The sequence below is a fragment of the Caulobacter segnis genome, assembly GCF_003243465.1.
Classification (GTDB): domain Bacteria; phylum Pseudomonadota; class Alphaproteobacteria; order Caulobacterales; family Caulobacteraceae; genus Caulobacter; species Caulobacter segnis_A.
Map to the genome: position 1 here is coordinate 1 of NZ_QFQZ01000028.1, position 23360 is coordinate 23360.

Consider the following 23360-nt stretch of genomic DNA (forward strand, 5'->3'; position numbering starts at 1 on the left):
CATCCCAGGACATGACGGCTTCGATGGCGGCGAAATCGGCGCGGAGGGGGTCGCCTATGCGCGGCATGCGGGTTTGGCCTTCGAGACCCAGCACCTTCCGGACAGCCCGAACCAACCCAATTTCCCATCGACCGTGTTACGGCCTGGGAGAGCATTCCGGTCGATCACCATCCTGCGCTTCGCGGTGAAATGACGGGGCGGAGCGATGGCTGAGCTACAGCGCTGGCGCCGGCGGCCCTGCGAGATTCTCTCCGATTGACGCGAACACGACGCGCGTGTGGTCCACGAACACGCTCACTTTCAGCGTCACGTCTCTATCCAGCTTCTCCGTTTCGACTGTGCAATGACGCCGCCGTCTAAGCAAACCTCGCCTTTCTGGAGGGGCGCAAAAGTCCGCTAGTGGCGCATTCTAAGTCTTCGAGATGGGCCTCAAGGTGTGTAGCTCACCTGCGTGCAACAGTTTACGAAGGTCACGCGGGTGCGGTTGTTCGAGCGTCGTGCCGGCTTCCATTCGGTGACCGCCTTGCCTTCGCTATGGTAAGCGTCGCGCGATAATTCCCACTCGGTTTCATCCGCGCGCGCCAAGATTCCGTTTGCGAGGGTCCAGCACGCTTGAACATGCGGTCGATCCAGACGATCGCCAATCGTGCAGCGCTTTAGGCTGGGCGGCTATCGCCCTTCTCGATTCCTCCCCACCGATGTCTCCGTCGCTATTGTTTGACGGAAAATTCCTGGCCGTGCATCGCTGTACGTGACGACCACAAGAACAAGGGCGGGAAACGGTGTCGGAGGGACGCGCGCGCGTCGTGGCTTGGCTGGGGCGGGAGATTCTGCCCCATGAAGCCGCCGTGCGCGCCTGGCTGAGGCGCTCGTTCGCCGCGGCCGGGGATGTGGACGACATCATCCAGGAGACCTATTGCCGCTTGGCCGCGCTGACCACCACCGAGCATATCGATCAGCCGCGCGGCTATTTCTTCCAGGCCGCGCGCAGTGTCGCCTTGGAGCAGATCCGCCGCGCCCGCGTGGTGCGGATCGAGACCGTTAGCGAGATCGAGGCCTTTGATCTGGCGCTGGAGGACCCTTCGGCGGAACGGATCGTGTCCGGGCGTCGCGAGCTCGAGCGTGTCAGGGGGCTGATCGCCGATCTGCCGGAGCGCTGCCGCCGGATCTTCGAAATGCGCAAGATCGAAGGCATGCCCCAGCGCGAGATCGCCCGGCGGCTGGGCGTCAGTGAAAACGTGGTCGAGAACGAGGCGGTGAGGGGGCTGCGCGCCATCCTCGCGGCGATGACCGAGCAGGACGCAAACCCGAGCGTCCGCGGAAAGAGAGATCGAGAAGGGCGAGAGAAGACCGATGGTCGAACGCGAAAGCGCCGCTGACATCGAGGCGGACGCCGCCCGATGGGTGGTCCGCGTCGACCGTGAGGGCGAAAATCCCGGCCTCCGCGCCGAACTGCAAGCCTGGCTCGCCGGCGACCGCCGTCGCGTCGGCGCCTACGCCCGGGCGGAGGCGGCCTGGACCCACATGGACCGCGCCAGCGTGCTGGCGTTCGTTGACATGCCGCGGAAGGCGGGACCGTCCCTGGTCCGCCGTCGGGGCGTGATCGCGGGCTTTGGAGCCTTGGCCGCGAGCCTCGCCGCCGCGGTCGTGGCGCCGCGCCTGCTAAGTCGCCGCTACGACACGGCGCTTGGCGAGATCCGGCGCGTGCCGATGTCCGATGGATCGGTGGCGGCGATCAATACCGACTCGGTCGTCGAGATCGCCATGCGGCCCCGCCTGCGGGCCGTGAAGCTCGAGCGCGGCGAGGCCTGGTTCGCCGTGGCCAAGGATCCCGAGCGCCCGTTCGTGGTTGAAAGCGGTCCCGTGCGCGTGCGCGCCGTGGGCACGGCCTTCTCGGTGCGCAAGCGTGATGGCGGCAGCGACGTCCTGGTCACCGAAGGGGTGGTCGAGGTGTGGACGCAAGGGGATGCGGGGCCTCCGCGTCGGGTGGCGGCCGGCCAGAGGGTCTTCGCCGAGAACGAAGCGGGTGGTCCCACCGCGCCAAGCGCCGACGCCGATCTGGGGCGGCAGCTCGCCTGGCGGGATGGCCAGATCGTGCTGGACGGGCAGACGCTGGCCGAGGCCGCCGCCGAGTTCAACCGCTACAATGACCGCAAGATCGTGGTGGCCGACCCGCGCCTCGCCAATGAGCGCTTCGTCGGCTGGTTCCGCACCAACGACCCGGAAGGTTTCGCCGAGGCCGCCGCCACGACCTTTAAGGGCGGCGTCACGCGCGGGCGGGACACGATCGTTCTGCGGGGCGGCTGACGCTGGCGCGAACGCGGCCGCGAAAAATTTTTGACGGTTGATGACGGAAACCGGTTTCCGGCTCATCGCTTCAGGCAGGTGCTCCAAGAAGCGCCGTTTGAACGACACCAAGAGGGAGGGGCCGTATGCGGACGTCGCTGCGCTACCACAACACCAAGTCCTGTCTGATGCTCGCCGCCGGGGCGACCGCCGTGATGGCCGCCGCCAGCGCCCACGCGCAGGTCCGGACGTTCGACGTGGCGGAGCAACCCGCCGCCACCGGCATCCCCCAGTTCGGCAAGCAGGCCGAGCTGCAGATCCTGGCCCCGCAGGGCGCTGTGCAGGGCAAGCGCGTCAACGCCGTGCGCGGCGCCTACACCGTCGAGGAAGGCCTGGCGCGCCTGCTGCGCGGCGGCGACCTGACCGTCGTCTCCAACAACGGCCGCACGGCGGTGCTGGGCCAGACCGCTTCGCTGCAGCTGACCTCGACGGCGCCCGCGCCGCTGATCGCCGCCCAGGCCGCCGCGCCCGCCGCCGCCCAGGAGCCAGAGGCCGCGGCACAGGTCGAAGAGATCGTCGTGACCGGCTTCCGCGCCAGCTTGCAAAGCGCGATGAACATCAAGCGGCGCGCCAGCGGCGTGGTCGACGTGATCAAGGCCGAGGACATCGCCGACTTCCCGGACGCCAATCTGGCGGAGTCGATTCAGCGCGTGCCTGGCGTGTCGATCGCCCGCGACGCCGGCGAGGGCCGCCAGATCACGGTCCGTGGCCTTGGGCCTCAATTCACCCGCGTGCGCATCAACGGCGTCGAAGGGCAGAGCACCACCAGCGGCACCGACAGCTCGGGCGGCGCCAACCGCAACCGCGCGTTCGACTTCAACGTGTTCGCCTCGGAGCTCTTCAACAGCATCACGGTGCGCAAGACCGCCTCGGCCCAGACCGAGGAAGGCTCGCTGGGCGCGACGGTCGACCTGCAGACGGGCCGTCCGTTCGACTACAAGGGCGCGACGCTCGTGGTCTCGGCCCAGGAAGGCTACAACGACCTCTCCAAGTCGTGGGATCCGCGCCTGGCGGTCCTGGCGTCGAACACATGGTTCGACGGCAAGCTGGGCGCTCTGGTCTCGCTGGCCTACACCAAGCGTGAGCTGCTGGAGGAAGGCCACGGCTCGGGCGGCTGGCTGAACGGGACGGAAGTGGGCGGCTTCAACAAGGCCTCGCCCTTCGCCCAGGCCAGCTCGGCCTCGGTCTTCACCCCGCGCTTCCCGCGCTATGGCCGCCTGACCCACAACCAGGAACGCCTGGGGATTACCGGTTCGTTCCAGATGCGTCCGAATGATCGCACCCTGATCGGCCTCGACGTCCTCTATTCGGACTTCAAGGCGACGCGCGAGGAGAACTGGCTGGAAGCCCTGTCGTTCGCTCGCAACGCCTCCCAGGGCGGCCGGCCCGAGATCATCGCCCGTGACGGCGTCGTCAACGCCAAGGGCGACATGGTCTACGGTCTGTTCGACGACGTCGACGTCGAGAGCGAGACCCGCTTCGACAAGCTGGACACCAAGTACAGCCAGGCGACCTTCACCGCCGAGCACGAGTTCGGCGACCGCTTCAAGCTGAGCGGCCTTGTGGGCTTCTCGAAGTCCGACTTCGACAATCCGATCCAGACCACGGTCATCCTGAACCGCGAAAACGCCGACGGCTTCTCGTACGACTACCGGAACAACGCCAAGCTGCCGGCGATGAACTTCGGTTTCGATGTCACCGACCCGCTGGCCTATAACTTCGGCGCGGCGCGCTCGGAGATCCGCCTGCGGCCGCAGGGCGTGATGAACAAGATCGGCACGGCCCAGCTGGACGGCGACTACCGCATCAATGACGCCTTGTCGCTGAAGGTCGGAGTCAACTTCAAGAAGTACAACTTCAACTCCTGGGCCCAGGCGCGGGTCAACGAGTCCGTGGTGCCGGCCCTGCCGGCGGGCGTCACGCTCGCCACCCTGACCAAGATGGTCTCGGGCTTTGGTGACGGACTGGGCGCTTCGGGTGTTCCGACCCGCTGGGCGGCTCCCGACCTCGACGCCTTCGCCAAGCTGTTCGACATCTATAGCGGCAAGGGCCTGTTCGAGCTTTCGGGCGCGACTAACTCCAACGCCCGCGGCAACATCCGCAGCGTCGAGGAAAAGGACAGCGCCGCGTACGCCCAGCTGGACTTCCGGACCGACAGCTTGGCTTGGCCGATCCGGGGCGATGTGGGCGTCCGCTACGTGAAGACCAAGCAAAGCTCCACGGGCTACCAGCTGGTCGCCGGAGCGGCCCAGCAGACCACGGTCAACCGCGACTATGACGACATCCTGCCGGCCCTGAACCTGACGGCGGAAGTGACGCCGGACTTCCTGCTGCGCTTTGGCGCGGCCAAGGTGATGACCCGGCCGAACCTGGGGAGCCTGACCCCCGGCGGCAGCCTGTCGACCGTGGGCGTGTTCAGCGTCAGCTCGGGCAACCCGTACCTGAAGCCGATCCGCGCCACGACCTACGACCTGTCGGCCGAATGGTACTTCGCCAAGGACGCCCTGCTGTCGGTCGGCCTGTTCTACAAGGATATCGACAGCTACATCCAGACCTCGCGGATCTCGCAGCCGTTCAACGCCTCCGGCCTGCCGGTAAGCTTGCTCGACGGCCTGGGCGTCTCGGCCAGCGACACCTTCCTGTTCAGCCAGCCGGTCAACACCAAGGGCGGGCCGCTGAAGGGCGTCGAGATCAGCTATCAGCAGCCGTTCAGTTTCCTGCCTGGCCTGCTGCGCCACACCGGCGCGATCTTCAACGTGACGCTGGTCGACTCCAAGATCGACTACATCTCGGCCCGCTCGCCGACCGGCTTCGTCCAGAACGATCTCGTCGGGCTGTCGAAGAACGCCTTCAACGCCACGCTGTACTACGAGGATGAAAAGTTCAGCGCCCGCGTCTCGGCGGCCTACCGCGCCAAGTACCTGACCGCCGTCCCCAGCGGCACCAGCACCAACGACATCGACGGCGTGCGCTCGACGACCACCATCGACGCTTCGGCGTCCTATGCGGTCAACAAGCGCCTGAAGCTGACCTTCGAGGGGCTGAACCTGACGGACGAGTTCAACGACCAGTACACCGACAGCGTTCGCAACAGCGTCTACGTCTATTCCCACACGGGGCGGCAGTTCAATTTGGGGCTGCGGTACTCGTTCTAGGCCATTCCTCCTCCCGAGGAATCTGGGCGCCGGTCCTTCCCGTCCGGCGCCCGCTCTTTTTCGGACTCACGCTCGTGGACGGACGCATGCCTGCTTCGCACCTTGCTCGCCGAACGGTCCTGGCCGGGGCGGGCCTGTTGGTTCCAGGCCTCGCCCTGGCCGCTCCCCGCTACGACGCGGTGCTTTGGCGCGGGGAGGGGAGGAACCCCTATGGCGCGCCCGGCTATCGGAGCCTTTCGAAGGCCGTTGCGGCCGCTCCGGCTAACGGCGCCCGGCCGTTCAGGATTCTCGTGACGCGCGGCGTCTGGGATGAGCAGGTCGTCATTGACAAGCCGTTCATCCACCTCGTGGGCGAGGACCGCAGGGCCTCGGTGATCAGCCATCTCGCCGCTTCGGGCCTGACCGCGCCGGACGGCAAGCGCTGGGGGACGTTCCGCACCCCGACCCTGTTCGTGCGGGCGCCGGACTTCGCCGCCACCCGTCTGACGATCCAGAACGCCTTCGACGGGCTTGCCGAGATGACCAAGCCCGGGGGATTGCACTCCCACGACGGCGCGGGTCCGCAGGCCGTCGCCCTGATGCTGGACAAGGGCTCCGACCGCGCTCGCCTGAGCGAGGTCGATATCCTCAGCTACCAGGACACCCTGTTTCCCGACGCCGGGAGCAGCCTGTTCGAGCGCTGCCTGGTCACCGGCAGCTACGACTTCATCTTCGGGGCGGGGCGGGCGCTGTTCGATCAGTGCGAGATCCGCTCGCTAGTCCGCCCCGTGGATCCGGTCGAGGGCTATATCGTCGCGCCCAGCACGCCGATCGACCAGCCGGTGGGCTTCGTCTTTCACCAATGCCGCCTGACCAAATCGGGGGCGACCAAGCCTGGCTCGGTCTATCTCGGCCGGCCCTGGCGGCCCTCCAGCGCATTTCCGGACGGCCGCTACGGTGATCCCAGATATGTCGGCATGTCCGCCTTCATCGACTGCTGGATGGACGACCACATCGCGCCAGAAGGCTGGACGGAGATGTGGTACACCGGCAAGGACGGCAACCCGCGCACGATGCTGCAGCCCGAGGAGGCCCGCTTCTCGCAGTTCCGTCCCAGGGGACCGGGTGTGGGCCCCTTCAAGCGCGGCCGCTGGCTGTCGTCGCGCGAAGCCAAGGCCCTGGTCGCGGCCGCCCGTCTCTAGGTCACGGCGCGGTCTTCATGGCGCCCGGGCCTGAAGCCTAAGCGCCATGAAGAGCCGTCGCCTTCGCTATTCGCGCGCCGAGGACGCGGCCTTGCGGTAGTCGAGCGCTGGGGGACGGTCGCCCAGCATGGCCTTGTAGGTGAAGTTGGGGCCACGGCGTTCCGCGAGCTCGGCCTTGGCCTTCTTGACGATGTCGGGATTGGCGAACAGATCCGCGCCCGTCAGCGCCAGGGTCTTGGCGGCGTTGACCGCGCCTTTGACGCCGATCGACGAGCCCGCCGCGGCGACGTTCTGCCAGCTGTGACCCGCCGAACCGGGCACGAAGGTCGCGGTGCCCAGGCCCACGGTCGGCGTGACCCAGCTGATGTCCGAGACGTCGGTCGAGCCGCCGCCGCCTTCCAGTTCGATCTTGTAGGGCTCGACCGTCTTGACCGAGTCGATCGAGGGCGGGTTGACCAGCGAGGTCTGTATCTTCTTGGCGAAGGCGATTTCTTCCGGCGTCCAGGTGATCCCGCCGACCTTGCGCAGGTTGGCGTCCATCACGCGGCCCAGCGTGTCGTTGGGCAGCAGAGCGTAGACGCCGCCGGTGATCTCCTTCTCGACCGTCGTGCCGGTGGCGAGCGCCGCGCCGTCAGCGGCCTTCTCGACCCGCGACCAGACATCCTTGACCACCGCTGGATCGGGATGGCGAACATAGTAATAGACCTCGGCGAAGTTGGGCACGACGTTTGGCGCCGTGCCGCCGGCGGTGATCACATAGTGGATGCGGGTCTTGTCCGGCGTGTGCTCCCTGAGGAAGTTAGTGGCCACGTCCATGACCTCGACCCCATCCAGGGCCGAGCGGCCTTTCTCGGGCGCGGCGGCGGCGTGGGCGGAAACGCCATGGAAGCGGAACTTGCCGCTGATATTGGCCATTGAGACGCCCTGGACGGCCGAATTGCTGTTAGCGGGGTGCCAATGCAACGTGGCGTCGACGTCGTTGAACAGGCCGTCGCGGACGAAATAGACCTTGCCCGAGCCGCCTTCCTCCGCGGGTGTGCCGTAGACGCGCAGCTCGCCCTTGACGTTGTTCTTGACCATCCAGGCCTTCAGCGACACCGCGGCGCCGACCGAGGCGGCGCCGAACAGGTTGTGGCCGCAGCCATGCCCGGCGATCTGCCCGGGGATGCCGGTCTTCACCGGATCGGCGGTCTGGGCCAGGCCGGGCAGGGCGTCGAACTCCGCCAGGATGGCGATGACCGGGCCGTCGCCGTTCTTGTAGCTGGCGATAAACGCCGTCGGCTCGCCGGCCACACCGGCCTTGACCGTAAAGCCGGCCGCCTTCAGCTGGTCTTGGAGCAGGGCGGTGCTCTTGGTCTCCTGGTAGCCGACCTCGGCGAAGCTCCAGATCTTCAGAGCCGCGTCCTGGATGTTTACCGCGTTGGCGTCGACGGTCTTGAGGATCTGGGCCTTGTCGGCCTCGCTGATCGGCTTGGCGAAGGCGTGCGGCGCCAAGACCGCGGTCGCCATCGTCGCCGACAGCAGGGCGGCCTTGTGGGTGGATAGCTTCATTGGAACGTTTCCCCGGGAAAGCGAAGGATCGCGCCGCCCGACAGCAAGCGGAGGCGGTCGTTTGGTAAGACGCGGCGCATGGCCTCGTCCTCACCCCAGGGGGGGAGAAAACCTGCTGGGCGACGTCAGAGCTTTCGCGCGGGCGGAACCAACTCGATGGCGCGCGGATCGCTGCGGCCGATCTCGGCCAGGCCGTAGGTGCGCAGGGCCGTCGCGAACGCCTCGACCTGACCGGTCTTGAAGACGCCGCTGACCGGGGTCGCCGCCAGCGCCGCATCCGATACCGTCAGCTTGCGCGTCGAGAAGCGGTTCATCTCGGCGACCACCGTCGACAAGGGCTCGCCATCGAACACCAGCCGACCTTGCACCCAAGCGGCCTCCTTGGCCGTGTCGATCGAGGCGATCGTCCAGTCCGCGTTGTCGGCGGCCACGAACCGCGAGCCGGCGGACATCTCCACGCGCCTGGGACCGTTGGGCGAGGCGCCGGCGATCCGTACGCGTCCCTCGACAAGGGTGACCGAGAGCTTGCCGGGGTCCAGCCTGACGTCGAAAGCCGTCCCGACCGCAGTAACCGCCTTATCCCCGGCGGCGACGATGAACGGACGCGCCTTGTCTTTGGCCACCTCGAAATAAGCCTGCCCTCTAAGTAGGGTCAGACGTCGCTGCTGGTCCCAGTGGTGGACGCGAATGGCGGAGTCGGTGCCAAGGGTGACCACCGAATTGTCGGGCAGGCGGAACGTCGAGCGTTCGCCCACGGCGGTGGTGAAGACAGGCTCGTCGGGCGCGGGAGGGACGGCTTTGTCGCCGGTGAGCCAGCGCCAGCTCAGGGCGGCGCCGCCAGCGGCGGCGATCAAGCCGGCCGCGGCCAGGCCGAAATCGCGCCGGCTCGGCCGCCGCGGCCGGGAAGCGTCGATGCTCAAGGCGTCTGCTCGCATCGCGGCCAAGGCCGGATCGTCTTCCAGCCGTGAAAGGTCGTCCCAGGCGGCGTTGACCGCGCCCCAGGCGTCGGCGTGCCGCGGATCGGCGTTCAGCCAGCGCTGGAAGTCGCGCTGGTCTTGCAGCGAGACGTCGCCGTCTTGCAGCCGCGCGAACCAGGTCGCCGCCGCGCTAGCCGGGTCTGCGGGTCTCTCGTGCTCCGACGGTGTCGACGTCATCCTGGTCCCGCAGGCGTTCGTGCAAGTGCCGAAGCGCCTTCATAACGTGTTTCTCGACAGCGCTGACGGAGACACCCAGGCGCTGGGCGACGAGCTTGTAGCTCATCTCCTCGAAGCGCACGAGAATGAAAACCCGTCGCGTGCGTTCCGGCAGCGCTTGGATGGCCGCCATCATCCGCGCTACCTGCTCGCGTCCCTGTAAGACGCGCTCGGGAGACATTTCATCAACGGGGTGATGCGATTCCTGCAGTTCGCAGTGGTCGGAGCGCCGGCGGGCGCGGTCGCGGCGACCGCGATCGATCAGGACATTGGCCGCCACCTCGAACAGGTAGCCCTCGACATTGCTCACGACGGAGGCCGGGTCGCGCTTCTGAATCCGCAGCAGGACTTCCTGCACAAGGTCCTCGACGTCGGAGGAAGGCGCACGGCGGGAGAAGAAGGCGCGCAGCGCCGGTATGAAGCGCGTGCCGCTATCGACGAGCGGGGTCGCCTGCGCCTTCGGCGCTTTGTCGCCCCAGATCATGAACATCGCCTCGGCATGTGACGGTTAGGTGAAATGCTGCCTTCTTGCCTGTCAAGCGTCGTGGGGCGATCGCGGCGACCGCGCGGATGCTTTCGTCTGTTGCCTAAAGCCTGTGCAACGGGCGATCTTGGCGAGGACGCACGACAACGCCGGAGCGGGCGATACGAAAGTGCGTCATGGTGCGCGCCCTCGGCCTCGACCGGTCGGAGCCGCGGGGGAGGGTTTGGGAGTCTTTGGTGTGCGAGTCGGGAGCGTTGGAGACATCGCGCAGGCATGGACTCGCGAAAGTCTTGCTGCGCGGACTCGTCGCCTGCGCCCTGGTCCCGGCTGCGGTGTGCGCCGCCCCCGCCTTATCGTCGCAGGCCCCGCGCCGCTTTGACCTGCCGGCGATGCCCCTTGGCCAGGCGCTCAACCAGCTCGCCCTCCGCAGCGACCGAGAGATCCTGTTCTCCCCCCGCCTGACTTCGGGCCGCATGAGTCCGGCGCTGAGCGGGACCTTCACTCCGGAGCAAGCCCTGGCCCAGCTCCTCGCGGGTTCGGGGCTCACCCTGAGAGGCGAGGGGCGCGGCTTCCTGATCGTGCCGGCTTCGCGGGACAAGGGCGGAGAGCCTTCCGCATCGGTCGTCTCCGTGGTCGATCTCGACGGGGTGATCGTCACGGCGCTGAAGCGCTCGAGCCTCGTCCAGCAGACGCCGGTCAGCATGGTCGTGGCCGACGGTGAGCAGCTTGCGCGCCTGGGCGTCACCGATATCGAGCGGGCCGCGCCGATGTTGCCAGGCCTGAAGCTGATCTCGACCGCCTTCGGGCGTCGACTTGTGCTTCGCGGCGTTTACGGGGCGGGAGAGGCGACCACAGGCCTCTATTACGACGAGACCCCAATGACCGGTCCCGTGGGCACGACCGCCGACCCGGGCGTGATGGCGCCGGAACTGGCCCTGGTGGATGTGGAGCGGATCGAGCTCCTGCGAGGCCCGCAGGGGACGCTATACGGTTCGGGGGCGATGGGCGGCGCCTTGCGAATCTTGTTCAAGCGTCCCGATCTCGAAAACGACACCGGAGCCCTGGCGATGTCGGCCGCCAGCCTCGCGCATGGCGGCGAGGCCGTCAGCGGCAGCGCGGTCATGAACGCCGTGGCGCTGCCCGAAGCCTTGGCGCTTCGCCTGACGGCCTACGACCAGCGCCAGCCCGGCGTGATCGATAATGTTCGGCTGGGTCTGTCAGATGTGGATGGCGTGCGCACCCGCGGCGTTCGCGCCGCCGTCCTCTGGCAAGGCGGTCCCCAGGTCTCGGCCCTGATCTCGGCCGCCCATCAATCCAGCCGTCGAGACGATATCGCGGCCTGGAACGATACGGCCGGTCCCTGGAGAACGGTCCACGCGGGGCGCGCGCCGTTCGACAGCGACATCGACCTGGCGTCGGTCGTGCTGAAGTGGCGCGGTCACGCCGTCGACGTCACCGCCGTCTCGTCCTGGTATCGCTGGGCGCTAGTCCGCCGCTCCGACTACAGCGGCGTCTTGATCGGCGAGCGGACCAACGCCGCCGGCTGCATGCGCATGTTCTCCATCGCTGCGGCCTGCGACGCCACGCAGATGGCCAGCTATTCGGCCTACGTCGACAGCGTCTATCCCGCGATCCTGAACCAGCCGGCGGAACTGACCGCCCGGATCCACGAAATCCGCGCCGCCTCGTCTGGTCCCGGGCCTATTGGTTGGAGTCTCGGCGCCTATAGCGAGGTCCGCGAGGACTACATCGACAGCCAAGTCCGCCACGTCGATCCCGCGACCGGCGCCCCGGTGGAGCCGCCGGTGCTGATCGGTCGACGCGGCATCGAGAACCGTCTGTCCCAGACCGCCGTCTTTGGCGAGCTTTCCTATGCCTTCGCGCCGGGTGGAGAATTGACGGTCGGCGCGCGGCGTTTCGACTACGTCAAGCGCGATCGGGGCGGGGTGCAGATCGCCAATGTGATTTCCGGCACCTGGATGGACTACGCCATCGACGCCCGCAGTCGCGAACGCGGCTGGAGCCTTAAGGCGCTGGCTTCGCGCCAGCTTGCGCCCGGGCTCTTCGCCTACGCGCAGATGTCCCAGGGGTTTCGGCCGGGCGGCGTCAATGTGGTTCCGGGACTGCCCGAGGCCCTGGCCGTCTACCGCTCCGACCGCCTCGACAACGCTGAGCTAGGGCTGAAAGGCCAGAGCGCGGACCGCCGCTTCTCGCTGAACCTGGCGCTCTATCGCGCGCGCTGGCGGGACATGCAGTATGCGGCCCAGACTCAGAACCGCGCTTTCAACTATGTCACCAATATCGGCGCCGCGCGCATTCAGGGTCTCGAATTGGAAGGCGTCGCGCAGCGACTGGCTGGGTGGGAGCTCGCAGGCAGCCTGACCCTCACAGACGCGCGCCTGACCGCCGATCAGTTGAGCAACAGCGCCATAGGCCTTGGACGTGCAGGCGATCGCCTGCCGATCGTGCCAAGGCTCACGGCTTCGGCGAGCCTCGAGCGGCGCTGGAAGTTCGGCGATGGTCTTGTCGGCCGCTTGCGGTTCGACGGCTTCTATGCGGGCCTGGCCCGGTCAGCCTTCAATGCGGCCAATCCGGACTATCTGAAGATGGGCGGCTATGCGGTCTTCGGCGTCAGCGCCGGCTTCGAGAAGGCCGCCTGGAGCGTCGATCTGGGCATCGAGAACCTTCTGGATCGCGCCGGGCGGGCGGTGGCGGCGCGAAACGCGTCAGGACCGATCGAGTATTTCGGCGTCCTGCCGCGCGCCGCGCGGCTGACGGTCGAACGCCGTTTCTGAGCATCGCCTTTTTGCCGGCGCGAGGTGAGGGAACCTGTCGGGCTTGCGTCTGATCCTACAGGCCGCCGGCGAGCGGACCGACAAGAGGGGATCAACATGATGCAGTTTCGAGGGCTTCGGGCCCTGGCCCTGGGCGCCACCGCGCTCAGCAGCCTGATGGCGAGCCAGGCGCTGGCCCAGCAGGCGTCCGACGGCGCCACGATCGAGGAAGTGGTCGTCACCGCGCTGAAGCGCTCCACCACGGTCCAGACCACGCCGATCAGCGTCAGCGCCGTGACCGAGAAGTCGCTGCAGGCCCTCGGGGCCTCGGGCATCCAAGACTATTTCCGCACCGTGCCGAACCTGCAGGTGGACGGCAACTCGCCCACCAGCCGCCGGCTGACCCTGCGCGGCGTGCGCAGCGCCGGCGAGGCCACGGTCGGCCTTTACTATGACGAAACCCCGCTGACGGGTCCGGCCGGCACGACCGCCGACGCCAGCTCGACCAGCGCCGATGTCAACCTGTTCGACGCCGAGCGCATCGAGGTGCTGCGCGGTCCGCAGGGCACCCTTTACGGTTCGGGATCGATGGGCGGCACCCTGCGGGTGATCCTCAACAAGCCCGACAGCAGCCGCTACGCCGGCGCCGTCGAGGCCCAGGGCAATTCCGTCAAGGGCGGCAGCAACGGCTATTCGGTCAAGGGCATGGTCAATGTGCCGCTGATCGAGGACAAGCTCGCCGCCCGCCTCGTGCTCTACAAGACCGAGGGCGGCGGCTATGTCGACGACGTGCTGCTGAAGAAGAAGGACATCAACGACCAGCACTCCAGCGGCGGTCGCCTGATGCTGGGCTTCACGCCGACCGAGAACCTGACGATCAACGCCACCGGCCTCTACCAGAAGACCATGCTGGATGGGCAAAACACCTGGTATCCGGCGCTGGGCAAGGAAGCCTATTCGACGAATGCTCGCGTGATCGCTCCAACCAGCGACAACCTGCGGCTCTATAACGTCACCGGCAAGTGGGACCTGGACTTCGCCACGATCACGGCCACCTCGTCCTATTACAAGTGGACGCTGCTGCGGAACTCCGACTACAGCCCGACGCTGTCTGGCAGCCGCGCGAACGCCACCGCCTGCCGTAACTGGGTGGCTGGCGGACCGGCCCCGACCGGCTCCACCAACCCGGCCTGCACCGCGGCCCAGCTCAGCGCCTTCACCGCCTACGCCGACAGCCGCATCCCTGGCGCATTGTACCAGCCGATGGGCCTGACCTCGTGGAACCACGAGCTGCGCGCCAACGGCTCGCTGTTCGACGACAAGGTCGACTGGACCGCTGGCGTCTATCTTGAGAAGCGTGACGACTACATCGAGAGCAAGGTCGCCAAGGGCGACGCGGCCACCGGCATCATCAACCCGAACGATCTGACCGCCTGGCGTCATGTCGGCACCGAGACCAAGCAGACCGCCTTCTTCGGCGAAGTTTCCTACAAGCCGGTCGAGAAGCTGACCCTGACCGGCGGCCTGCGCCGCTTCAAGTACGACAAGACGGTCTCGGGCCAGGTGCTGATCAGCAACTTCATCACCCAGTCCTATGTCGGTCCGGCCGCCGAAGTCGACGCCAGCGCCGATGGCTGGGTCAGCAAGCTGAACGCCTCGTACCAAGTCACTTCGGACATCATGGTCTACACCGTGGCGGCCAAGGGCTTCCGTCCGGGCGGCGCCAACAACGTGCCGGGCCTGGCCAGCGCGCTGTTGGCCTATCAGCCCGACAGCCTCTGGAACTACGAAGGGGGCGTCAAGAGCCAGTGGTTCGATCGTCGCCTGACCCTGAATGCGGCGGCCTATCAGATCGATTGGTCGAACATGCAGATCTCGGCGACGAGCGCCAACGGCGCCTTCAGCTACCTGACCAACGCCGGCAAGGCCAAGATCAAGGGCTTCGAGATCGAGGCCACGGCCCGTCCGATCCAGGGCCTGACGATCAGCGGCACCGCCGCGGTGGTCGACGCCAAGCTGACCGAGGACCAGGCCAACTCGACGATCCTGATCACCGGCTCGACCGGCCTGCGCGGCGACAAGTTCCCGAACGTGGCCAAGTACAGCGGCTCTGCGTCGGTTGAGTACACCTGGCCGATCCAGGGCGAGCTGAACGGGCTGGTCCGCGCCGACTACGCCTATGTCGGCGAGTCCGCCTCGCAGTTCCGTCCGACCTACGTCTATTACGAAAAGCAGGGCGACTACGGCTATGCGAACGTGCGGGCCGGCGTCGAAGGCGCCGACTGGGGCGCATATCTCTTCGTCAACAATCTGACCGACGAGGTCGGCTTGATGAGCGTGACCTCGGCGGTCAACAACCCCAAGCAGGTTGTCAGCATCGCCCCTCGCACCGCCGGCTTCCAGGTGCGCAAGCGCTTCTAGGGCGCTTGGGCCAGCGCGCGTTCGAGAGATCGAACGCGCGCGACCTGAAGGAGCGAAATGCCGTCGGTTCGGGTTGCTCGCCTTGAAGCCGACGGACCTGCGTGAGGCGGCGGTGGGCGTAGCTTCGATCGTGTCGAAAAGAGTCGAAGTCTCTTACCCGCAGCCAATCTGACCTTAGCCAGACCCGCCAGCTCTTAACGGCTGGCCGCGCGCGACCCGTGAACCAGCGCCTGGGCGGCGATCGCCGCCTGCGTGCGGTTGTGGACATTGAGCTTGCGCATCAGGGCGGTCATGTGGGCCTTGACCGTGGCCTCGGCGATGCCGAGATCGAAAGCGATCTGCTTGTTCAGCAGGCCCGAGTTCACGCCCTCCAGAACCTTCATCTGGGTAGGCGTCAGGCCACAGAGCGCCGTTTCCAGGTTGCGATCCTTGGCGCGAACTTCCGTGGTCATGTCCGATCCCCTTGCTTCATCCCTGCGCACCCTTCTTGTGGCGGTGCGTCCCCAGCTGGCTGATCGCCGGCGCTTGGTCGCTCCGGTCGAGTCACGCTGAGACACTAGTGTTATCTGTTGGACAAGTTCAAGCGATTTCGACGATGTGAACGTGAACATCGGCGCTATTATCGCCAACAACCAAAACCTGTCATACAGATTTAGGCCATCCCGCGCCAAGCGGCCGCAGCTTGGCGTAAGCTTTGCCAACCGGAGCGAATGGCCCGATGGTGTTGAAAAATTGGGAGATCTGCGGAATGAGCGAAGGCCGTCTGGCGGACCGGGCCTATACGGGCATCGTCGAGATGATCAACAGCGACGGCCTGGAGGTTGGCGATCGTCTGCCGTCGGAGTCGCGCCTGGCCGAGATGTTTGGCGTTTCGCGCACCGTCGTGCGTGAGGCGCTGGTCCGCCTCGCCGCCGACGGCATCACCGAGGCCCGGCGCGGCGCCGGCTCCTATGTGAAGAGCCGGCCTTCCGACAAGCTGGGCGCCTACATGCCCCTGTCGGAGCTGCCGTCAACGCTGGGGAGCTACGAAGTGCGCTTCGTGCTGGAGGGCGAGGCCGCCCGTCTGGCGGCGGTGCGCCGCTCGAGCGAGGAAATGGCCCGGATCGAGGAGGCGCTGGCGCGGCTGCGCGCGGCGCTGCTGTCGAACGCCCCCGCGCATGCCGAGGACATGGATCTGCATCGTCAGATCGTTCTGGCCACCGCCAACCCGGCCTTCTTGGTCGCCTTCGAGGCGCTGGAGGCCGATGTCGACCGGATCATGCGTGCGGGAGTGGATATCTCGCGCTCCCGACCGCCCGAAGCCATCGGCGAAATGATGCGCGAGCACGAGATGATCGTCGAAGCCATCCGCGCCCAGGACGGAGACGGCGCGGCCCTGGCCATGCGCTGGCATCTGTCGCGAGGTCGCAAGCGGCTGATGCCTTAGCGCCTGTTGGTCAGAGGCGGCGCTCGCCCAGCCAGTCGCGCGTGATCTGGCTCAGCCGCTCGGGTGGCAAGCCGGCGTCCAGTGTGAAGATCGCCTCGTCCGGCTCGGGGCGTTCCAGGGTGGCGAGTTGGCTGTCTAGCAGGCTCGCCGGCATGTAGTGGGCGGAGCGCCGGGTCAGGCGTCCGAGAATATCCTCGTAACCGGCGTCCAGCAGGACGAAGTATGTCGGGGCGGGAATAGCCGCCCGCAGTCGGTCGCGATAGGATCGGCGCAGGGCCGAGCAGGCCGCCACGACCGGGCCGCCCGACGCCAGGGCCTCGCCGACGGCCGCCGCCAGACGGTCAAGCCAGGGCCAGCGGTCATTGTCGTCAAGGGCCTGGCCAGCGCGCATCTTCGCCACCGCCTGGAGGTCGTGGAAATCGTCGCCTTCGAGGAAGGGGCAGTCCAGGTCCCGCGCCAGAAGGCTCCCCAAGGTGGACTTGCCGCATCCGCTGACGCCCATGGCGAAGAGGACGAAACCTGAGTCAGCGGCGAAAGGATGGGGCGGTGGCACGCATTGTCCCGAGGCTGGCGGCCCCGTCTCTGTCGCGGTGTCGACATATGGGGCCCTTCCACGGGTTCTACTCACGTGCCAGCGAGGCGTAACTACGACCATGGTCGAGGGTGGTGAGGGCGACGCGGGACCGTATCAATGGTCGAAGTACGATCGGGGAGTGGCATGAGAGCGATCCTGTTGTCTTTGATGCTGGCGGCTTCGTCCCCGGTCTTGGCCCAGGCCTCGTCGGGCTCTGCGCTCCCCTCCGCGCCTGACGATCCTCGCGCCATCACGGTCAAGGGCGTGGGCGACGGCAAGGCCGACGACTCCGAGGCCGTACAGAAGGCCATCGATGCGGCGAGCGGCCCCACCGGTCACGGACTGGTCTTCCTGCCGTCGGGGCGCTACCGCCTGAGCCGCACGCTGCTGGTGCCGCCGGGGGTGCGGGTCTTCGGAGTGGGGGCGACCCGTCCCGTCTTCGTTCTGGGCGCCAACACCCCCGGCTTCCAGACGGGTGTCGCGACGATGATCGTCTTCACGGGCGGCGATCAGTATCAGGTCGGCGACATCCCGGTCCCGGTCCCGACCGTCCGCCCGGCCAGCGTCAAGGTGCGCGACGCCAATTCAGGCACGTTCTACTCGTCGATGAGCAATATCGACGTCGAGATCGGCGACGGTAATCCGGCCGCCGTGGGCGTGCGGTTCCGCATGGCCCAGCACGCCTTCCTTCGCCACATGGACTTCCGGCTCGGCTCTGGCTTCGCCGGCGTCTACCAGGCCGGCAACATCATGGAGGACGTCCACTTCCATGGCGGCCGCTACGGAGTCGTGACCGAGAAGACGTCGCCCGCCTGGCAGTTCACGATGATCGACTCGACCTTCGACGGGCAGCGGGACGCGGCCATCCGCGAGCACGAGGTCGACCTCACCTTGGTCAATGTCGCGATCCGCAACACCCCGGTCGGCATTGAGATCGATCGCGGCTACAGCGACAGCCTGTGGGGCAAGAACGTCCGCTTCGAGAACGTCAGCAAGGCCGGCGTCGTCATCTCCAACGAAGATAGCGTCTTCACCCAGGTTGGCTTCGACAACGCGGTGGCCTCAAACACCCCGGTGTTCGCCCGCTTCCGCGACAGCGGCAAGACCGTCGGGGGGAAGGGCAAGGTCTACAGGGTTGGGGCGTTCTCCTACGGCCTGACGCTGGCGGGCCTTGGCCGGACAGGCGTGTACGAGACGCGCGCCGACGTGGCGCCGCTGAAAACGCTGCCGATCCCGAAGACGGCGCTGCGGGCGCTCCCGCCCATGACGGCGTGGACCAACGTCAAGACGCTTGGCGTCAAGGGCGACGGGACCAGTGACGACACGGTCGCCCTGCAGGGCGCCATCGACACGCATCGGGTGCTTTACTTGCCGACCGGCTTCTATCGAGTCAGCGATACGCTGAAGCTAAAGCCCGACACCGTGCTGATCGGCCTTCATCCGGCCCTGACCCAGCTGTTCATCCCGGACAACAATCCGGGGCACGTAGGCGTCGGTTCCGTCAAGCCGATCCTTGAGACACCCCGGGGCGGGGACAACATCGTCTCGGGCCTTGGCCTGTTCACCGGGCGGGTTAACCCGCGCGCCTCGGCGCTTCTGTGGCGGTCGGGCGAGACGTCCCTCGTCAGCGACGTGAAGATCATGGGGGGCGGCGGGACCCCGACCGCCGACGGCAAGCCCCTGGGCGCCCTGCAGGCGCGGAGCGGCGATCCGGTCGCCGACGGGCGCTGGGACGCGCAGCAGCCGAGCATCTGGGTCACCGACGGCGGCGGCGGGACCTTCGCCAACGTCTGGAGCCCCAACACCTTCGCTTCGGCGGGCTTCTACATCAGCGACACAAAGACGCCGGGCTTTGTCTACCAGGTCTCGGTCGAGCACCATGTCCGCAACGAATTCGTGTTGGACAAGGTCGAGAACTGGGAGTTCCTCGCGCCTCAGACCGAGCAAGAGGTCGGCGACGGTCCGGACGCCGTTTCGCTGGAGGTTCGCAACTCTAGGAACATCCTGTTCGCCAACTATCACGGCTATCGCGTCACCCGCTCGTATCATCCGGCCGAGACCGCGGTGAAGCTGTTCCACTCGTCCGACATCCGGTTCCGCAACGTGCACGTCAACGCAGAGAGCGGCATCGCCCTTTGCGACCCGGCGGGCTGCGGAACCTACCTGCGCGCCAGCAAGTATCCGTTCGAGAACGCGATCCAGGACAAGACCAGCGGTATCGAGGTGCGCGAGCGCGAGTTCGCGGTTCTCGACGTGCCCGCCGCGCCGCCGGCTGTGGCGCCGATCGCCGCCGCCAAGGTCCGCAAGCTGGAAGACGGTTTCTTCTCGATCTCCGGCGCGGCCGTCGCCGCGGACGGGGCGCTCTACTTCGTCGAGAAGCGCTTCCAGCGGATCTATCGCTGGACCAAGGCCAATGGCCTTGAGGTGATCCGCGACCTGTCGCTGGATCCGACCAACCTAGCGGTGGATCGCTCGGGCAAGCTTCTGGTTCTGTCGTCGCTGGGCGCCGAGGGAGCGGTCTACGCGATCGATCCGGACGGCCCCAAGGACGAACTGACGGTGATCGCGCCCACGCCGATGGCGGCGGGCGGCGAGGCTAAGACGCTGCTGCCGGTCAACTGGTGGAACAATGGTGAGTTCCAGGACCAGTACGATCCGGCGACGGACCATTTCGCGACCCTGGCCGAAATGTTCGCGCGCGATGTCGCCAAGCCCAAGGCGCAGGAATATCGTTCGGCCGACGGAAGCCTTTCCTTGCCGGCCTTTCGTGTCTGGCGGCAAGGACCTCCGGATCACACGGGCTGGCGCTGGGCCGACACCCTCCAGGCGCACGGCCTGATCGCCGGCGCGGTGGGCGAGCGACTATTCTTCACCAACGGATCGGAGAACAGGACCTATAGCGGCACGGTTGGTCCCGCGGGGACCCTGGTCGGCTTGAAGGTGTTCGCCAATCGCGGTGGCGAGAGCGTGGCGGTGAGCCCCACGGGCGAGGTGTTCGTCGCCAATGGCCAGATCTTTCGCTACGCGGCGGACGGCAGGCTGATCGAGCAGATCGATACGCCGGAGCGGCCCCTGCAGCTGATTTTCGGCGGCGAGGGCGGGCGGACTCTCTTTGTCTTGAGCCACCACGGCCTTTATGCGGTGGCGCCGTGAGGTCGGGCGGGTTGATGTCGGCGCCGTCGGTCGCCCTTCGTGAGGCCAGGAGATATCGCATGAACCGCTGCATGGTCGCCTTGGGCGCGCTGTCGATCGCCATGGCCTCGGGCGCGGGTAATCTGGCCTGGGCGTCTTCAACGTCTGTCTTTGCGACCATGCCCGACGATCCCGCCGCGGTGGTCGTGAAGGCCAAGGGCGATGGTCGCGCGGACGATGGGGCTGCGATCCAGGAGGCGATCGACGCCGCGGCGGCCAAGGACGGCGGTGGCCTCGTGTTCCTGCCGTCGGGCCGCTACCGCATCAGCCAGACGCTGTATCTCTGGCCAGGGGTGCGCCTGTTCGGCGTCGGCGCGACCCGGCCCGAGATCGTGCTAGGCGACGCCACGCCCGGGTTCCAGAAGGGCCTGGCGAACATGGTGATCTTCGCCGGCGCCAAGCCCGATCCGACGCGCAAGGTCGCCTTCCCGCCAGCGGGTAGCGTGCCGTTCAACAAGGACGTGCCGGACGCCAATTCAGGAACCTTCTACACCGCGATCAGCAATATTGATTTCAAGATCGGCAAGGGTAATCCGGCCGCAACGGCTATCCGCTTCCACGCGGCCCAGCATACCTTCGTCAGCCACGCCACGTTCGACATCGGCTCGGGCCTGGCCGGTCTCTACCAGGTGGGCAACGAGGCCGAGGACCTGCACTTCAAGGGCGGTCGCTACGGCATCCTGACCGAGAAGCCGTCACCGGCCTGGGGTTTCGTCCTGCTCGACTCCACGTTCGAGGGGCAGCGGGAGGCGGCGATCCGCGAGCACGAAGCGGGCCTGACCCTGGTCAATGTCGCCATGCGCAACACGCCGGTCGGCGTCGAGATCGACCGCGGCTACGGCGATTGGCTGTGGGCCAAGGACGTCCGCTTCGAGAACGTCTCGAAGGCGGGCGTGATCATCTCGAACGAGCGTAACGTCTACACCCAGGTAGGCTTTGACAACGCCACAGCCATCAACACGCCGGTCTTCGCCCGCTTCCGCGATAGCGGCAAGACAACGGCGGGCGCGGGCAAGGTCTACACCGTTTCGACCTTCACCCATGGCCTTACGCTGCCGGCGGCGGGGGAGATGGGCGATTATCGGACGAACGTCCAAGCCCGGGCTCTGGCCAAGGCGCCGAGCTTGCGGTCCCCAGCCATTCGCGCTCTGCCGCCGACCGCCGAATGGACCAATGTCAGGACGCTGGGCGCCAAGGGCGACAACGTCACTGACGACACGGCCGCCATCCAAAGCGCGATCGACAGCCATCGCGTGGTCTATTTCCCGAGCGGCTTCTACCGCGTCACCGATACGCTGAAGCTCAAGCCCGACACGGTTCTGATAGGTCTGCACCCCAGCCTGACGCAGATCGTGCTGCCCCACGCCACCCCGGCCTACCAGGGCGTCGGCGCGCCCAAGGCCCTGGTCGAGTCGGCCAAGGGCGGCGACAACATCGTCTTTGGCCTCGGGCTCTATACGGACGGCGCCAATCCGCGCGCCACGGCCCTGCTGTGGACCGCCGGCGAGCGCTCGATGGTCAACGACGTCAAGTTCCAGGGCGGCCACGGCACCAACCTCTACGATGGCTCACGGTTCAATCCCTACAACAACAACGCAACCGCCGATCCCGATGCGGCCAAACGCTGGGGCGGGCAGTATCCGAGCCTGTGGGTGACCAACGGCGGCGGCGGGACGTTCGCCAACGTCTGGAGCCCCAACACCTACGCCTATTCCGGCATCTATGTCTCCGACACCACCACGCCAGGCTATGTCTACCAGGCCTCGGTCGAGCACCACCTGCGCAGCGAAATCAGCCTGAACCGCGTCGCCAACTGGCAATTTCTGGCGCCACAGACCGAGGAGGAAGCCGGGGAGGGCGAGGACACGGTTTCAGTGGAGATCCGGGACTCGCGCAACATCCTGCTGGCCAACTATCACGGCTATCGCGTCACGCGGACGCGCCGGCCAGCCCTGGCGGCGGTGAAGATCTACAATTCGCAGGACATCCGGCTTCGTAACGTGGCCGTCAACGGCGAGAGCGGCTATGGCGGCTGCGACGATAACGGCTGCACGACCTTCACGCGCCTGACCAAGTTCCCGTTCGAGAACGCGGTCGTCGACGTGACCCATGGGGCTGAGGTGCGGGAGCGGCAGTTCGCGGTCCTGGACCTGCCGGGCGCGACGAAGCCGCCGCCGCCCTCCGTCTATCCCGAGGGCGCCAGGCTCGAGAAGCTCGCCGACGGCTTCTTCTCGCTGGGCGGCGCGGCGGTCGATAGCACGGGAACGCTCTACTTCGTCGATCGCCGCCACCAGCGGATTCACAGCTGGTCCGAGGGGAGGGGGCTGTCGATCGTCCGCGACAACACCTTGGACCCTGTCAGCCTGGCGGTCGACGCCTCCGACAACCTGCTGGTCCTTTCCTCGGATGGCCCGGCCGGCTCGGTCTACAGCTTCAAGCCCGGCGCGCCGGACACTGAGGTGACGGTGATCAGGCCCACGCGTGGCGCTGTCAGGCCTGAGGCGGCCTTGGCGCTGCCGGTCAACTGGTGGGTCAATGGCGAGTTCAAGGATCAGCTGGATCTCGAGACCTACCAGTTCAAGACCTTGGCCGAGATGTTCGCCGGCGAGACAGCCGCACCGAAGCCGGAGGCCTATGTCTCACCGGACGGCAGCCTGGCCTTGCCGGCTTTCCGGGTGATCCAGGCGGGTCCGCCCGATGCCCGCGGCCTGCGCTACTCGCATACGCTGGACAGCTATGGCCTGATGACCGCCAAGCCGGGCCGCCGGGTGTTCATCGCCAACAGTTCGGAGAACAAGACCTATAGCGGCCTGGTCGGTGCGGGAGGGGCGATCAGCGACCTAAAGCCGTTCGCCGATCGGGGGGGCGAGAGCGTCGCCACCGATCCAGAGGGGCGGGTCTATGTCGCCAACGGGCAGGTGTTCGTCTACGCGCCGGATGGCCGCGAACTCGGTCGCCTGGATGTGCCCGAGCGGCCGCTGCAACTGGTGTTCGGTGGGGCTGGCGATCGGACCCTCTACATCCTGACGCACCGGTCGCTCTACGCCCTGAAAAGGAAGTAAC

The 23360-nt window shown here is 67.0% G+C and carries 14 protein-coding genes and 1 pseudogene; 10 read left to right on the top strand and 5 right to left on the bottom strand.

The genetic code is table 11. The features are described from left to right. The 5 genes and pseudogenes from DI526_RS10655 to DI526_RS10675 form a co-directional block, all read left to right on the top strand. Positions 1–193 (top strand): annotated as a pseudogene (locus DI526_RS10655) (galactose-1-epimerase); the annotation flags it as partial. 589 nt (positions 194–782) lie between these two features. Continuing rightward, entirely contained in the window at positions 783–1379 is a 597-nt protein-coding gene (locus DI526_RS10660) for an RNA polymerase sigma factor (protein WP_304277419.1), read from the top strand. Beyond that, positions 1354–2307, top strand: coding sequence for a FecR domain-containing protein (locus DI526_RS10665; RefSeq protein ID WP_304277421.1), 954 nt, complete (start codon positions 1354–1356; stop codon positions 2305–2307). Before DI526_RS10660 ends, DI526_RS10665 begins: the two co-directional genes overlap by 26 nt. 125 nt (positions 2308–2432) lie before the next feature. Then, positions 2433–5501 (top strand): TonB-dependent receptor, encoded by a 3069-nt coding sequence (locus DI526_RS10670; protein WP_304277423.1) that lies wholly within the window; start codon positions 2433–2435, stop codon positions 5499–5501. Positions 5502–5587: 86 nt separating this feature from the next. Continuing rightward, positions 5588–6682, top strand: a complete 1095-nt coding sequence (locus tag DI526_RS10675; protein WP_304277425.1) for a pectinesterase family protein — start codon at positions 5588–5590, stop codon at positions 6680–6682. Positions 6683–6748: 66 nt separating this feature from the next. Here the strand turns inward: DI526_RS10675 and DI526_RS10680 are convergent, their stop codons facing one another. From DI526_RS10680 to DI526_RS10690, 3 genes are all read right to left on the bottom strand, one after another. Next, the gene (locus DI526_RS10680; protein WP_304277427.1) at positions 6749–8233 is read right to left on the bottom strand and encodes an amidohydrolase; all 1485 of its coding nucleotides are present in this window, start codon (positions 8231–8233) and stop codon (positions 6749–6751) included. A 125-nt stretch (positions 8234–8358) separates the two neighbouring features. After that, on the bottom strand, positions 8359–9387 hold the full coding sequence (locus DI526_RS10685; protein WP_304277429.1) for a FecR domain-containing protein: 1029 nt from the start codon (positions 9385–9387) through the stop codon (positions 8359–8361). Continuing rightward, the gene (locus DI526_RS10690) at positions 9341–9910 is read right to left on the bottom strand and encodes an RNA polymerase sigma factor (RefSeq protein ID WP_304277431.1); all 570 of its coding nucleotides are present in this window, start codon (positions 9908–9910) and stop codon (positions 9341–9343) included. Before DI526_RS10690 ends, DI526_RS10685 begins: the two co-directional genes overlap by 47 nt. A gap of 290 nt (positions 9911–10200) precedes the next feature. Between DI526_RS10690 and DI526_RS10695 the strand changes: the two genes are divergently transcribed. Both DI526_RS10695 and DI526_RS10700 read left to right on the top strand, forming a co-directional pair. Then, on the top strand, positions 10201–12705 hold the full coding sequence (locus tag DI526_RS10695) for a TonB-dependent receptor (RefSeq protein WP_304277433.1): 2505 nt from the start codon (positions 10201–10203) through the stop codon (positions 12703–12705). Between the two features lie 96 nt (positions 12706–12801). After that, a complete protein-coding gene (locus tag DI526_RS10700; RefSeq protein ID WP_304277435.1) occupies positions 12802–15105 on the top strand; it encodes a TonB-dependent receptor in 2304 nt (767 codons plus the stop codon). Between the two features lie 194 nt (positions 15106–15299). Here the strand turns inward: DI526_RS10700 and DI526_RS10705 are convergent, their stop codons facing one another. Beyond that, the gene (locus DI526_RS10705) at positions 15300–15557 is read right to left on the bottom strand and encodes a helix-turn-helix transcriptional regulator (RefSeq protein ID WP_304277437.1); all 258 of its coding nucleotides are present in this window, start codon (positions 15555–15557) and stop codon (positions 15300–15302) included. A 296-nt stretch (positions 15558–15853) separates the two neighbouring features. On the opposite strand from DI526_RS10705, the gene DI526_RS10710 reads away from it, so the two are divergent. Further along, the gene (locus DI526_RS10710; protein WP_304277440.1) at positions 15854–16531 is read left to right on the top strand and encodes a FadR/GntR family transcriptional regulator; all 678 of its coding nucleotides are present in this window, start codon (positions 15854–15856) and stop codon (positions 16529–16531) included. 10 nt (positions 16532–16541) lie between these two features. Here DI526_RS10710 and DI526_RS10715 read toward each other — a convergent pair whose 3' ends face one another. Beyond that, complete coding sequence (locus DI526_RS10715) at positions 16542–17084, bottom strand: gluconokinase (protein WP_304277442.1); 543 nt, start codon at positions 17082–17084, stop codon at positions 16542–16544. Positions 17085–17249: 165 nt separating this feature from the next. Here DI526_RS10715 and DI526_RS10720 point away from each other — a divergent pair, with 165 nt between their 5' ends. Both DI526_RS10720 and DI526_RS10725 read left to right on the top strand, forming a co-directional pair. Beyond that, positions 17250–20258 (top strand): glycosyl hydrolase family 28-related protein, encoded by a 3009-nt coding sequence (locus DI526_RS10720; RefSeq protein WP_304277443.1) that lies wholly within the window; start codon positions 17250–17252, stop codon positions 20256–20258. A gap of 59 nt (positions 20259–20317) precedes the next feature. Continuing rightward, the gene (locus DI526_RS10725) at positions 20318–23359 is read left to right on the top strand and encodes a glycosyl hydrolase family 28-related protein (protein WP_304277445.1); all 3042 of its coding nucleotides are present in this window, start codon (positions 20318–20320) and stop codon (positions 23357–23359) included. Position 23360 lies beyond the last annotated feature (1 nt).